Origin of the sequence: Kitasatospora cystarginea (genome assembly GCF_039533515.1) — a bacterium.
Taxonomy (GTDB): domain Bacteria; phylum Actinomycetota; class Actinomycetes; order Streptomycetales; family Streptomycetaceae; genus Kitasatospora; species Kitasatospora cystarginea.
In genome coordinates this window covers 67,228-80,947 of sequence record NZ_BAAATR010000029.1, presented here as the reverse complement: position 1 = coordinate 80,947, position 13,720 = coordinate 67,228, and the positions used below count along the sequence as shown (strand labels likewise).

The window sequence follows — 13,720 nt, the reverse complement described above, 5'->3', positions numbered from 1 at the left end:
TAAGGCGTGCCGTCCGGACACTCGGCCGTGAGGGCGGTACGTGAGTTTGGCCTTTCCTGGTCGCCGCCGCCACGGTCGGCAATCGTAAGCAAGTCGCCCGCTCTATCGCCAAGGCGGCAATCGCGACACAGTGGACCTGCACCCGCAGCTGGATCCCGGTATCGGCCCTCGGGATCCTCATGTCGGCGACGGCTCAATTTGGGTTCTGGGCTCAACTTCTATGGAGCACCTACTCGCTGTGACCCTTGATCTCCGTTCGGCCCTCGGCGAGATCTTCCCGCTCGGGGGATTCGCTACTGGACTGCTGCTGGCAGCTGTAGCTCACCCTCACATCTGCCGAGTCCGGCTCGCCGTGGAAGCGGATACGGCGCCCGACCCACTCCTCAAGGACAGGGATCGGCTCGTTCCCTTCCTGCCGCATCCATGCGCCCTCGTACCAGGAGACCGCACGCCGGTTACACGGCACACACAGCAGGCCGCGCACACAGGCCGTGCAGTAGGACATCGGCTGGTGGCCGGCGGTGCAGTCGTGAGAGTGGTCGAGCTCCCAGCCTTCCGGCCCCGGGTCGACCGTCCCACATAGGCAGCGTCCGCCCTGCAGCGCGAGGATCGCATCCCGGGCGAACTGCGATATCCCCCGCCCGTAGTGCACGATGCACAACCCCCGCGAATGGACGTCGCTCCTGCAATCCCCATACCGGCAGAGCGGCCCCCATTCCGACTGAGGCCTCCAACCCCGAATCCGGGTGAGCGGCTTGCCATCGTTCTTCTGCTGGTAGTGGGTGGAGCAGTACCCACCGGAGGAATGAGGCCGGTCACACTGCGGATCGTCGAACAGGCACCCCGTGTACTGGCCCGCCTTCACCTTCGCCTTGATCGGCTTCAGCAGGCGCCCCGTACGTGCCTGCTCATAGTGCGACTTGCAGAACAGCACACCATCTCTCCGGGCGTGCCCCGCCCTCCCACACCCCTGAAAGCCGCACTCCTCCACGACGTCGCCCGCCATCAGTGACCCCCTCCCGGTCCGTAGCCCTCCCCGCCCGGGAACCTACCCACCACCGACACCACAGCTCTTGGAACTGGTCCAGCACCCACTACGGCCCCACACCGCCAGCTTCGGGCTCTCCGACAACCCCCCATCAGACGCTCCAGCTGTCGACCATCTACAAGTCGGCTGGGCTGACCACCAAGCTCCGAGGGCCGCCCTCTCGTGATCCAGATCGGCCAACCAAGCTCGCGGCAATGTGATGCAGATCACCAAAAGTTGATCTCATGATTTGAGACGACCACTGCCCGCCCACCCAAGGAGGCACCGACGGTGACCGAATTTCGCCGAATCTAACGCCACGCCAGCGCCTATCTGGCACGAATCTGGCACGACGACCCAATATTGGTCCAGACAACAAGTAAACCCCAGGTCATTGACCTGGGGTTTTCCTTTGGAGCGGGCGACGAGAATCGAACTCGCGCTCTAAGCTTGGGAAGCTCATGTTCTACCATTAAACTACGCCCGCCTGACGAGCCGTCAGTGACTGCTCGACCGCTTCACACTCTACCCCATCCGAGGGGGCGCTCGGGTCTGGCGTGAACGCGGCGTCGGGTCGATGCGCGCGAGTGGGGTGAGGCGTACTGTGTGGGCCGCTCCGCTGGGATGGGCGGGGCGGCGAGCCGCTGCGTGGAATGTCCGGAACATCCCCTAATGTGTCGCTGTCCCGGGCGAGGGGCCCGTGTGGACACCGGCCACGGGTACGGCAGTTCCGCAGGACCGGGCGTTCCATGAGGACGACCGATCCGCCGGGACGGCTGTCTCCTGGGGGATGGCAGCTTCGCAGGACCGCGGTTCCACAGGGGGTCGCGGCCGTGCGGCGCTACCGCCGCAGTGGCGCGAGTACGGGGAAGAATGGGAAGGGGATCGATGGAGCAGCGCACCGTCGTTCGTTGTGCCGAGGGGCACCTGTTCAGCACCAGCACGTTCCCGATGCAGCAGCTCGGCCCCGGCCGGCTCGGTCCCGGCCGACTGATCCGCTGTCCGCGGTGCGGACGGCTGCGCAGTTCGGTTCCGGCCGATGTGAGCGAGCTGTCGGCGCCGCAACTGGCGCGTGCGATGCGGCTGGAGGCGGCTCAGTTCCTGGCCTGAGTGGCGGGGAACCGGGCTGCCACAGGGCAGGACGGACGACGTGGGCCCCGGCCGGATTCGGCCGGGGCCCACGTGTGCACGTACTCTCGAAGCGTGCTGCTCTCTGACAAGGACATCCGTACCGAGATCGACAAGGGTCGGGTCGTGATCGACCCGTTCGACCCTGCGATGGTCCAGCCCTCCAGCATCGACGTCCGGCTGGACCGTTTCTTCCGGGTGTTCGAGAACCACCGCTACCCGCACATCGACCCCTCCGAGGAGCAGCCGGACCTGACGCGGCTGGTCGAGCCGGAGGGTGATGACGCGTTCATCCTGCACCCGGGCGAGTTCGTGCTGGCCTCGACGTACGAAGTGATCACGCTGCCGGACGACGTGGCCTCCCGGCTGGAGGGCAAGTCCAGCCTCGGCCGGCTCGGGCTGCTGACGCACTCCACCGCGGGCTTCATCGACCCGGGCTTCAGCGGGCACGTCACCCTGGAGCTGTCGAACGTGGCCACCCTGCCGATCAAGCTCTACCCGGGCATGAAGATCGGCCAGCTCTGCCTGTTCCGGCTGTCCTCGCCGTCCGAGCACCCGTACGGCTCCGAGCGGTACGGCTCGCGCTACCAGGGCCAGCGCGGCCCGACGCCGTCGCGCTCGCACGTGAACTTCCACCGCACCCAGGTGTGACGTCAGACGGCAGAGGGGGCGTACGGACAGATCCGTACGCCCCCTCTGCCATGCTCAGGCCCGCTTCGGGCGGGTGACCGCGACCAGCTCGCTGCCGTCCTCGGAGAGCAGCAGTTCGGTGCGCAGCTCGGCCAGTTCGCCGAGGTGGTGCAGGTGGGTGCCGCCGCAGAAGATCTCGGCGGGGCCGGCCGGGAGTTCGCAGTGCCAGCGGCGGCGGGCGGTCAGCTCGGGGCCCGGCACCTCGATGCGGACCACTGCGTCGGCCGCGACCCAGGCGGCGAGCTGGGCGTTGACGGCCTCGGTGAGCTCGGGGAGGGCGTCCGCCAGCGCGGGGTACTCCTCGGTGGCCTCCGTGGTGAAGCCCTTCTTGCGCAGGGACTTGCCGAGCCGGTAGGTGTCGGTGCTGGCCTCGGTGTCCATCACCGAGGAGGCCATGGCGAGGCTGTCGAAGTCGGGGTTGCCGAAGGCGTCGGCGCGGCCCGGGTCCTTGCGCCAGCGCGGGGCGAGGGCGGCGTTCAGGGCCAGGGCGAGCAGGTGGCAGCCGCTGTGCGCGGCGGAGAGCAGGGCCCGGCGGTCCGCGTCCACGCGCAGCTCGGCGAGCTGCCCGACCGCGTCGGCCGGCTCCGTCTCGACCACGTGCAGCACCAGCCAGGACCACTCCTCGTCGCCCCGCCGCACCGGGATCCCGGCGCCCACCAGCAGCTCGCCGCCCTCGGGGCCGACGGCGCCGGTCAGGCAGTCCACCACCGGGTAGCTGACGCCGCCGACGGTGAGTTCGCCGAGGTCGGCGGGCTGGTCGGGCCAGGTGTGGTCGAGCGGGTGGAACGGGGTCGCCTCGGTGACCACGGCGTACCGGCCGTCGGCCAGCGCGTGCACGGCGAGCACGGTCGACTCGCCGCTAACCTCCCCGGCCGGGAAGCTGACGTGGGTGGTGGGGAGGAGGGTCATTCGTGGGCTCCGTGCACGGGAAGAGAGGGTGGAGAGGCACCGTCGAAGGAAGCGGGGCAGCCCCCACCCTAGCTCCGCCCGTACCCGCACCGACCCGGCTCGGCTCAGCTCGGCTCGGCTCGGCTCGGCTCGGCTCGGCTCAGCTCGGCTCGGCTCGGCTCGGCTCGGCTCGGCTCGGCTCAGCTCGGCTCGGCTCAGCTCAGGACACCGGCCTCGGAGCTGCGACCATCGCCCGCCGGTCCCGGCGCTCCCGGCTCAGCCCAGCGTCGGCAGTTTGATCAGCACCAGCAGCGCCACCAGCTGCAGCGCCGCCGCGCCCGCCGCCTTGCCCCAGGGCAGGTCGTGCAGTCGGCGCACCATGCTGGTCAGCAGGAACGCGCAGAACAGCCAGGTCCCCCAGCCGAGCACCTGCACCACGACGTTGCTCGCGGGCAGGAAGAGGGCGAACAGCAGCCGCGGTGCGTCCGTGGTCCAGCCGATCAGTACGGCCAGGCCGACCGTCGACTGCCAGGGCCCGTCCCCGCCGAGCTGCCTGGCCAGCGCGTACGTCACCGCACCGAGCATGCCGCCGGCCAGGGTGAAGCCGACCGCCGCCACGACGATCGCCCAGAGCGCCACCGAGAAGGTGGAGTTGACCACGTCGTTGTGGGTGGCGCCGATGCCGAGCACGGCGAGCACGCCGTAGATCAGCGAGACGGACAGCGCGGGCAGCCACACCTGGTGGTCCCGCATCCGGTCGAAGGTCTTGACCGGCTCCCGGTACATGCCCACCAACAGCTGCTTCCAGGGCAGCCGCGGCCCGCCGACGTGCGGCGAGGACTGGCCGCCGGCCCGGTAGACCGCGACGTTGTCCTGCCCGGGGTAGCCCTGCGGCTCGTCGTAACCCGGGCCGTAGCCCTGCGGCTGCCCCTGGTACTGCCCCTGGTCCGGGTAGCCCTGCCCGTACGGCTCGTACGGCTGCTGGTGCGGCGGCTCGCCGTACGGGTAAGGCTGCTCGCCGATGGCGAAGGCCCGGGTGTGACCGGGTTCGTCCGCCGATGGTCCTACCGGCTGTGCCGCCGGCCCGCCCCCGCGTGCCCCCGCGCCGCCCGGATACGCCTCGTGCGGCGCGGTGAAGAACTCGGGCTGACCGGACGCGTACGGCGGCTCGTCCTGCTGCCCGCGCCCGTACTGCCCGGCCTGCGTAGGCGCGCCCGATGGCCCACCGGGCGCCGCCGGCCAGCCCAGCCGGGGGTCTGCGGCGCCCTGTCCGTTGTCGTATCCATTGCCAGCCACGCATCGACGGTACCCGGTGGCGCTGACCGGGTGTCCGTTGATCAACAGGTCGGGGAGAGATTGCAGCATCGCTGTGACACGCCGGTGCATACGGCGGATCCTTACGCCCGATCCGTCCGCTTCTGTACGCCTGGCGTACCCGATGCACCCGGCTCCGCGCACGCCCGGTGCCGCACGCCCGGCACATCCGGATCCGCACACCCGCTTCCGCGCGCCCACACGCTCACGCGCCCCGCGCACCCGGTTGCGCACGCCCGCGCGCCCGCACGCTCACGCGCCCCGCGCACCCGGAGTCGCTAGCGCTGCGCGCCGACCGCCGGTGCGTGCACCACGGCCGCCGAGGTCTCGCCGGCCGGGCAGCCGCCGGGGCCCGCGGTGGTACGGACCGCGCCCACCGGCAGCAGGGTGCCGCAGGCGATCCGGATACCGTTCGGCAGCTCGTTGTCGGCCTCGACGATCGCGCCGTCGCCGATCACGGCCCCGTCGAGCGAGGTGCGGGCCCCGATCGTGGCGTAGGCGCCGACGATGGAGTCCTTGACGAAGGCGTCCGCGCTGATCACCGCGCCGGGCAGGATCACGCTGCCCTCGACGATCGCGCCGGGCTCGACCACCGCGCCGTCGGAGACCACCGTGCCGCAGCTGAGTACCGCGCCCGGCTGGACGTCGGCGTCCGGCAGCAGCAGGGCCTCACCGGTCGGTCCCGGCACCGCCGGGGAGTCGACCTTGCCGAGCACCAGGTCGGCCGAACCGCGGACGAAGGCGGCGGGAGTGCCCAGGTCGAGCCAGTACGAGGTGTCGACCACGCCGCGCAGCAGGGCGCCGCTGTTCAGCAGCTCGGGGAAGGTCTCACGCTCGACGGAGACCTCGCGGCCGGTGGGGATCCGGTCGATCACCGATCGGGTGAAGACGTAGCACCCGGCGTTGATCTGGTCGGTGACGATCTGCTCGGGGGTCTCGGGCTTCTCCAGGAACTCCAGCACCCGCCCGTTCTCGTCGGTGGGCACCAGGCCGAAGGCACGCGGGTCCTCGACCCGGGTGAGGTGCAGGGTGACGTCGGCGCCGGTGGCGACATGGCCGTCGCGCAGCGCGGCGATGTCCACGCCGGAGAGGATGTCGCCGTTGAAGACGAGCACCGGCTCGTCGGGGCCGCAGGTGAGGCCTGAGGCGGCGTTGCGGATCGCACCGCCGGTGCCGAGCGGCTCCTTCTCGGTGAGGTAGACCAGCTCGATCCCGTAGGGGCTGCCGTCCTTGAAGTGGTCGACGAAGACCTCGGCGAGGTACGAGGTGGCCAGCACGACGCGGGTCACCCCGGCCGCGGCGGCGCGGGCCAGCTGGTGCGCGATGAAGGGCACTCCGGCGACGGGGAGCATCGGCTTGGGAGTGTGGGTGGTCAGCGGGCGCAGTCGTGTGCCCTTTCCACCGACCAGCATGATCGCTTCGGTCATGGTCCGCGCTTCTCCCCTTGTTCCGGTGTGATGGCCGTTCCGGCACGGCGGCCCGGCCGGTCTGCTGGCTGGTGCCGTCGCTCGGAAGCCCGATGCGGGCCCGTAGGCGCCTACTGTATTTCCTTCCAAAGCAGGCACGTTCCAACGGCTGCTTGATCTTTATCACTGAATCATTGAAGAACCCCACGGACGATCGACCAGCTGCTTAAACGAACATTAACGGTCGACAAAGATCAAGACGGTTGGAATGAGTACGGCCCCCATCCCCGGGCAGGGGACAGGGGCCGAACATCGACGGCTACGCCGCAGGTCAGACCTCGACCGGCGCCGGATCCGGCACCGGCTGGGCCTTCACCGAGTCGAGCAGCAGCTGGGCCACATCGACCACCTTCAGGTGTTCCTTTGCGGCACCCTCGTTCTTCTTGCCGTTGACCGAGTCGGAGAGCATCACCAGGCAGAACGGGCAGGCGGTGGAGACGATGTCCGGGTTGAGCGACAACGCCTCGTCCACGCGCTCGGTGTTGATGCGCTTGCCGATCCGCTCCTCCATCCACATCCGGGCACCACCGGCGCCGCAGCAGAAACCGCGCTCCTTGTGGCGGTGCATCTCCTGCTGGCGCAGACCCGGGACCTTGTCCATGATCTCGCGCGGCGGGCTGTAGACCTTGTTGTGGCGGCCCAGGTAGCAGGGGTCGTGGTAGGTGATCAGGCCCTCGACCGGGTTGACCGGGATGAGCTTGCCCTCATCGATCAGGTGCTGCAGCAGCTGGGTGTGGTGGATGACCTCGAAGTGGCCACCCAGCTGCGGGTACTCGTTGGCGATGGTGTTGAAGCAGTGCGGGCAGGTGGCGACGATCCGCTTGACCGGGGCGTCCTCGAGCGCCGCGTTCAGCGTCTCGACGTTCTGCGCGCCGAGCATCTGGAACAGGAACTCGTTGCCCAGGCGGCGGGCGGAGTCACCGGTGCAGGACTCCTCCTTGCCGAGGATCGCGAACTTGACGCCCGCGGTGTGCAGCAACTCCGCGAAGGCCTTGGTGGTCCTCTTGGCCCGGTCCTCCAGGGCGCCGGCGCAGCCGACCCAGTACAGGTACTCGACCTCGGCGGGCTCGATGTCCTCGCCGATGATCGGCACCTCGATGCCGGTCTCCTTCTTGAGCTCCTTGACCCAGTCCAGGCGGGCCTTGGTGGCCATGCCCCACGGGTTGCCCTTGTTCTCCAGGTTCTTGAGCATCGTCCCGGCCTCGGTCGGGAACGAGGACTCGATCATCACCTGGTAGCGGCGCATGTCGACGATGTGGTCGATGTGCTCGATGTCGACCGGGCACTGCTCGACGCAGGCACCGCAGGTGGTGCAGGACCACAGCACGTCCGGGTCGATGACGCCGTTCTCCTCGGCGGTGCCGATCAGCGGGCGCTCGGCCTCGGCCAGCGCGGCGGCCGGCACATCGGCCAGCTGCTCAGCGGTCGCCTTCTCCTCGCCCTCCATGTCCTTGCCGCCGCCGGCCAGCAGGTACGGCGCCTTGGCGAAGGCGTGGTCGCGCAGCGACATGATCAGGAGCTTGGGCGAGAGCGGCTTGCCCGTGTTCCAGGCCGGGCACTGCGACTGGCAACGCCCGCACTCGGTGCAGGTCGAGAAGTCGAGGATGCCCTTCCACGAGAAGTGCTCGACCTGGGAGACGCCGAAGACGGCGTCCTCGGCCGGGTCCTCGAAGTCGATCGGCTGGCCGCCGCTGGTCATCGGCTGCAGCGCGCCGAGCGCCACCGCGCCGTCGGCGTTCCGCTTGAACCAGATGTTCGGGAAGCCCAGGAAGCGGTGCCAGGCGACACCCATGTCGGTGTTCAGCGAGACGGTGATCATCCAGATGAAGGAGACCGAGATCTTGATCGTCGCGGTCAGCCAGAGCAGGTTGTGCAGGGTGCCGACACTCAGCCCGGAGAACGCCTTGACCAGCGGGTACGAGACCACGTACGCGGCCGAGTAGTGGTCGACCCCGGCCTGCGCGCCCTCCAGGCCGCGCAGGGTCAGGATCGCCGCACCGATGATCAGGATGACCGCTTCGATGAAGTACGCGAAGCCCATGTTGGAGCCCGCGAAGCGGGACTTGCGGCCCGCCTTGTTCGGCAGGCTCAGCTGGCGGATCACGGTCAGCACCGCGATGCCGAGGAAGGTCACCAGGCCGAGCAGCTCCTGGAACACCAGGTACGGCGTCCAGTCACCGACGACCGGGACCTCGAAGTCCGGATCGAAGAGCTGACCGAACGCGCCGACCAGGGTGAGGATCAGCGCGTAGAAGCCGACGGCGACGCACCAGTGGGCGACACCGACGACGCCCCACTTGTTCATCCGGCTGTGCCCGAGGAACTCCCGGATCAGGGTTACCGTGCGGGCCACCGGGTCGTTGATCCTCGATCCGGCCGGGACGGGCTGGCCGAGCCGGACGAACCGGTAGATCTGCGCGATGGCACGAGCGAACAGCGCCACGCCGACCACGGTCGTGCCCAGTGAGATGAGGATCGCTGCTAGCTGCATCCGGCTTCTCCGTACTCCAGTGGCGGTGAAGGTATAGGTCGGTCAAGTGTACTCGTGGGTAACTTAACCACCCACCGGCCGGACCTTACCGTCCATTAGCACTGATCCAGAAGGTGCTCAAGATATGGCGGCAGTCACGTAAGGCCATACTCACTCATTCGGGCGAAAACGGAAGGGGCGGACCACTCCCGCAGCAAAGTTGAGTCGACCTGACTCATAGCTGTTGACTCGTTCGTGCCCCTCGTGCATGCTTGAGCCCGTAAAGCTCAACTTCTCGTCGGAGGTATCCACGATGGCACGTGCGGTCGGCATCGACCTCGGTACGACTAACTCGGTCGTCAGCGTTCTGGAGGGCGGCGAGCCCACCGTCATCACGAACGCCGAGGGCGCCCGGACCACGCCGTCCGTCGTCGCCTTCGCTAAGAACGGCGAGGTCCTGGTCGGCGAGGTCGCCAAGCGTCAGGCGGTCACCAACGTCGACCGCACCATCCGGTCGGTCAAGCGCCACATGGGCACCGACTGGAAGATCAACCTGGACGGCAAGGACTTCAACCCCCAGCAGATCTCCGCCTTCATCCTGCAGAAGCTGAAGCGCGACGCCGAGGCCTACCTGGGCGAGACCGTCGCGGACGCGGTCATCACCGTCCCGGCCTACTTCAACGACTCCGAGCGCCAGGCCACCAAGGAGGCCGGCGAGATCGCGGGTCTGAACGTCCTGCGCATCGTCAACGAGCCGACCGCCGCCGCCCTGGCCTACGGCCTGGACAAGGACGACCAGACCATCCTGGTCTTCGACCTCGGTGGTGGCACCTTCGACGTCTCCCTGCTGGAGATCGGCGACGGCGTCGTCGAGGTGAAGGCCACCAACGGTGACAACCACCTCGGTGGTGACGACTGGGACCAGCGGATCGTCGACCACCTGGTGAAGGTCTTCCAGGCCGGCCACGGTGTCGACCTGTCGAAGGACAAGATGGCCCTGCAGCGTCTGCGCGAGGCCGCCGAGAAGGCCAAGATCGAGCTGTCCTCGTCCTCCGAGACCTCGATCAACCTGCCCTACATCACCGCCTCCGCCGAGGGCCCGCTGCACCTGGACGAGAAGCTCACCCGGGCCCAGTTCCAGCAGCTGACCGCGGACCTGCTGGAGCGCTGCAAGGTTCCGTTCCACAACGTCATCAAGGACGCCGGCATCCAGCTGTCCGAGATCGACCACGTGGTCCTGGTCGGTGGCTCGACCCGCATGCCCGCCGTCTCCGAGCTGGTCAAGGAGCTGACCGGCGGCAAGGAGGCCAACAAGGGCGTCAACCCGGACGAGGTCGTCGCCATCGGCGCCTCGCTGCAGGCCGGTGTCCTCAAGGGCGAGGTCAAGGACGTCCTGCTGCTGGACGTCACCCCGCTGTCCCTCGGCATCGAGACCAAGGGCGGCATCATGACCAAGCTGATCGAGCGCAACACCACGATCCCGACCAAGCGCTCGGAGATCTTCACCACGGCCGAGGACAACCAGCCGTCCGTGCAGATCCAGGTCTACCAGGGCGAGCGCGAGATCGCGGCCTACAACAAGAAGCTCGGCATGTTCGAGCTGACCGGCCTGCCGCCGGCCCCGCGCGGCCTGCCGCAGATCGAGGTCACCTTCGACATCGACGCCAACGGCATCATGCACGTGGCCGCGAAGGACCTCGGCACCGGCAAGGAGCAGAAGATGACCGTCACCGGCGGCTCCTCGCTGCCGAAGGACGAGGTCGACCGGATGCGCCGCGAGGCCGAGCAGTACGCGGAGGAGGACACCAAGCGCCGCGAGGCCGTCGAGACCCGCAACCAGGGCGAGCAGCTCGTCTACTCGACCGAGAAGTTCATCGCCGACAACGCCGACAAGCTCCCGGCCGAGGTCAAGACCGAGGTCGAGACCGCGATCGCCGAGCTGAAGGAGAAGCTCAAGGGCGAGGACATCGCGGCGATCCGCGAGGCCACCGAGAAGGTCTCCACCACCGCGCAGAAGCTGGGCCAGGCCCTCTACGCACAGAACGAGGCCGCCGGCGCCCCGGCCGGTGACGCCGCCGCCGGTGCCGCCCACGACGACGTCGTCGACGCCGAGATCGTCGACGAGGACAAGCCCAAGGGTGGTGCGGCATGACGGAGAAGCGCCAGGGCGGCAAGCCCGGCGACGACTCCGCCGCCGAGGAGGCCGTTCTCAAGGCCGCCGAGGAGGCCGTCGCGGACGCCTCCGCCGACGAGGTCGCCGCTGCCAAGCGCGAGGCCGCCGAGCGGACGGCCGACCTGCAGCGCCTCCAGGCCGAGTACCAGAACTACCGCAAGCGGGTCGAGCGCGACCGGCTGACGGTCCGCGAGATCGCGGTCTCCAACATCCTGGAGACCCTGATCCCGGTACTGGACGACATCGGCCGGGCCCGCGAGCACGGCGAGGTGACGGGTGGCTTCAAGTCCGTCGCCGATTCGCTGGAGACGGTCGTCGCCAAGCTGGGCCTGCAGCAGTTCGGCAAGGAGGGCGAGCCCTTCGACCCGACCATGCACGAGGCGCTGATGCACAGCTACTCCTCGGACGTCACCGAGGACACCTGCGTGCAGATCCTCCAGCCCGGCTACCGCATCGGCGAGCGGATCATCCGCCCGGCGATGGTCGCGGTGGCCGAGCCCCAGCCGGGGAGCCAGAGCACGTCCGCCCAGGAGGCCTCCGAGAAGTCGGAGTCCGACAAGGGTGACGGTGCGGCCGAAAGCTGACACTCTGTGCGCTGCGGAGTCGTACGTCGTCCATCGTTGCGACGGACGGCTCCGCAGCGCCGTATCCGCGAGCATTGACCGTTATTTCTGGCCTGGGAGGTGGCGGCAGCCATGAGCACCAAGGACTACGTGGAGAAGGACTACTACAAGGTCCTCGGTGTGCCCAAGGACGCCACCGCCGCCGAGATCAAGAAGACGTACCGCAAGCTGGCCCGGGAGTTCCACCCCGACGCCAACAAGGGTGACGCCAAGGCCGAGGAGCGTTTCAAGGACATCTCCGAGGCGTACGACGTCCTCTCGGACGAGAAGCGCCGCAAGGAGTACGACGAGGCCAGGTCGCTGTTCGGCGCTGGCGGCTTCCGCGGCGGTGGGGCCGGCGGCGGCAGCTACAACTTCGACTTCGGCGACCTGTTCAGCGGCTCGCAGGGCGGCGGCGGGGGCATCGGCGACGTCTTCGGCGGGCTGTTCGGGGGCCGCGGCGGCCGGCAGGCCCAGCCGCGCCGGGGCGCCGACGTCGAGACCGAGGTGACGCTGAGCTTCGAGGAGGCCGTGGACGGTGCCACCGTCCCGCTCCGGATGACCAGTCAGGCCCCGTGCCGTAGCTGTTCCGGCACCGGCGCCAAGGCCGGCACCACGCCCAGGGTCTGCCCGACCTGTGTAGGCGCGGGCACCGTCAGCCGGGGTCAGGGCGCCTTCGCGCTCTCCGACCCCTGCCGGGACTGCAAGGGCCGCGGCATGCTGGTCGACGACCCGTGCACCGTCTGCCACGGCAGCGGCCGCGCCAGCTCCGCCCGCACCATGCAGGTCCGGATCCCCGCCGGAGTGCAGGACGCCCAGCGCATCCGGCTCAAGGGCAAGGGTGCCCAGGGCGAGCGCGGTGGCCAGCCCGGCGACCTCTATGTCACGGTCCACGTGGACTCGCACCCGGTCTTCGGCCGCAAGGGCGACAACCTCACCGTGACGGTCCCGGTCAGCTTCCCCGAGGCCGTGCTCGGCGGCACCATCGAGGTGCCGACGCTGAACGGCCCCGCCGTGAAGCTGAAGCTGCCGCCCGGCAGCGCCAACGGCCTCACCATGCGGGCTCGTGGCAAGGGTGCCACCCGCAAGGACGGCACCCGCGGCGACCTGCTGGTCACCGTGGAGGTCGTGGTCCCCAAGAACGTCACCGGCGACGCACTGAGCGCACTGGAGCACTATCGCGAGGCCACCGCCTCGGACGACCCGCGTGCCGCCCTCTTCAAGGCGGCGGAGGGAGCGTGAGCAGATGAACCAGGACCAGACCGGCTCCGGCAACCCGATCGGCCCGGGCTTCGGGGAGGGGCTCCCGGGCGGTCCCCGCCCGGGCCGGGCCTCCTCGTCCCGTGCCAACCCCGCGGGTAGGACCAACTACGTGCTGACCGAGGACACCCCGGTCTACGTCATCTCGGTGGCCGCCGAGCTGTCCGGCCTGCACCCGCAGACCCTGCGTCAGTACGACCGCCTCGGCCTGGTCTGCCCCGACCGGACGGCGGGCCGCGGCCGGCGCTACTCCGCCCGTGACATCCAGCAGTTGCGCGACGTTCAGCGCCTGTCCCAGGACGAGGGCATCAACCTGGCCGGCATCAAGCGCATCATCGAGCTGGAGAACCAGGTCACCGCCCTCCAGTCCCGCATCGCCGAGTTGGTCGGCTCCCTGGAGGACGCCGCCATCACCCTCCAGCAGCGCGAGGCCGCCGTCCACGCCTCGTACCGCCGGGACCTCGTTCCGTACCAGCAGGTCCAGCAGTCGAGCGCTCTGGTGGTGTGGCGGCCGAAGCGGTAGAACGTAACGGACCGTCACAGCCGACCGCCGACCATCCCTCCCATCGGGGGGTATCGGCGGCCGGCCTGTAATGGGAGAGTACTCACCGGTGGGCTGGTTGCTCAGACCATCATCAAATCCCAGCTGACACACAGTGATCACAGCTTAAGATCCCTGGTGCACCAGACTTTGAGTCACAC

At 69.0% G+C, this 13,720-nt stretch carries 10 protein-coding genes, 1 tRNA gene and 1 pseudogene; 6 read left to right on the top strand and 6 right to left on the bottom strand.

What is annotated here, in order from left to right:
• Nucleotides 1-229: 229 nt before the first annotated feature.
• Complete coding sequence (locus ABD369_RS27385; protein WP_344639218.1) at nucleotides 230-934, bottom strand: endonuclease domain-containing protein; 705 nt, start codon at nucleotides 932-934, stop codon at nucleotides 230-232.
• A 506-nt stretch (nucleotides 935-1,440) separates the two neighbouring features.
• Nucleotides 1,441-1,514: transfer RNA gene (locus ABD369_RS27380), tRNA-Gly, on the bottom strand.
• Between the two features lie 386 nt (nucleotides 1,515-1,900).
• Here ABD369_RS27380 and ABD369_RS27375 point away from each other — a divergent pair.
• Both ABD369_RS27375 and dcd read left to right on the top strand, forming a co-directional pair.
• Nucleotides 1,901-2,137, top strand: a complete 237-nt coding sequence (locus tag ABD369_RS27375) for a hypothetical protein (protein WP_344639217.1) — start codon at nucleotides 1,901-1,903, stop codon at nucleotides 2,135-2,137.
• Nucleotides 2,138-2,230: 93 nt separating this feature from the next.
• Complete coding sequence (dcd, locus tag ABD369_RS27370) at nucleotides 2,231-2,806, top strand: dCTP deaminase (protein WP_344639216.1); 576 nt, start codon at nucleotides 2,231-2,233, stop codon at nucleotides 2,804-2,806.
• 54 nt (nucleotides 2,807-2,860) lie between these two features.
• Here dcd and ABD369_RS27365 read toward each other — a convergent pair whose 3' ends face one another.
• The 4 genes and pseudogenes from ABD369_RS27365 to ABD369_RS27350 all read right to left on the bottom strand — a co-directional run bounded on the left by ABD369_RS27365 (nucleotide 2,861) and on the right by ABD369_RS27350 (nucleotide 9,004).
• On the bottom strand, nucleotides 2,861-3,754 hold the full coding sequence (locus ABD369_RS27365; protein ID WP_344639215.1) for an alanyl-tRNA editing protein: 894 nt from the start codon (nucleotides 3,752-3,754) through the stop codon (nucleotides 2,861-2,863).
• Between the two features lie 255 nt (nucleotides 3,755-4,009).
• The gene (locus tag ABD369_RS27360) at nucleotides 4,010-5,029 is read right to left on the bottom strand and encodes a Yip1 family protein (RefSeq protein ID WP_344639214.1); all 1,020 of its coding nucleotides are present in this window, start codon (nucleotides 5,027-5,029) and stop codon (nucleotides 4,010-4,012) included.
• A 380-nt stretch (nucleotides 5,030-5,409) separates the two neighbouring features.
• Nucleotides 5,410-6,474 (bottom strand): annotated as a pseudogene (gene manB / locus ABD369_RS27355) (mannose-1-phosphate guanylyltransferase); the annotation flags it as partial.
• 310 nt (nucleotides 6,475-6,784) lie between these two features.
• Nucleotides 6,785-9,004, bottom strand: coding sequence for a (Fe-S)-binding protein (locus ABD369_RS27350; RefSeq protein ID WP_344639213.1), 2,220 nt, complete (start codon nucleotides 9,002-9,004; stop codon nucleotides 6,785-6,787).
• Nucleotides 9,005-9,296: 292 nt separating this feature from the next.
• Here ABD369_RS27350 and dnaK point away from each other — a divergent pair, with 292 nt between their 5' ends.
• From dnaK to ABD369_RS27330, 4 genes are all read left to right on the top strand, one after another.
• Nucleotides 9,297-11,135 carry a molecular chaperone DnaK gene (gene dnaK, locus ABD369_RS27345; RefSeq protein ID WP_344639212.1) on the top strand — a complete coding sequence of 613 codons (1,839 nt, stop codon included), beginning with the start codon at nucleotides 9,297-9,299 and terminating at the stop codon, nucleotides 11,133-11,135.
• Complete coding sequence (gene grpE, locus ABD369_RS27340) at nucleotides 11,132-11,740, top strand: nucleotide exchange factor GrpE (RefSeq protein ID WP_344639211.1); 609 nt, start codon at nucleotides 11,132-11,134, stop codon at nucleotides 11,738-11,740. The genes dnaK and grpE overlap by 4 nt, the downstream gene beginning before the upstream one ends.
• A 111-nt stretch (nucleotides 11,741-11,851) precedes the next feature.
• The gene (gene dnaJ, locus ABD369_RS27335) at nucleotides 11,852-13,000 is read left to right on the top strand and encodes a molecular chaperone DnaJ (RefSeq protein WP_344639210.1); all 1,149 of its coding nucleotides are present in this window, start codon (nucleotides 11,852-11,854) and stop codon (nucleotides 12,998-13,000) included.
• Nucleotides 13,001-13,004: 4 nt separating this feature from the next.
• A complete protein-coding gene (locus ABD369_RS27330; RefSeq protein WP_344639209.1) occupies nucleotides 13,005-13,541 on the top strand; it encodes a heat shock protein transcriptional repressor HspR in 537 nt (178 codons plus the stop codon).
• Nucleotides 13,542-13,720 lie beyond the last annotated feature (179 nt).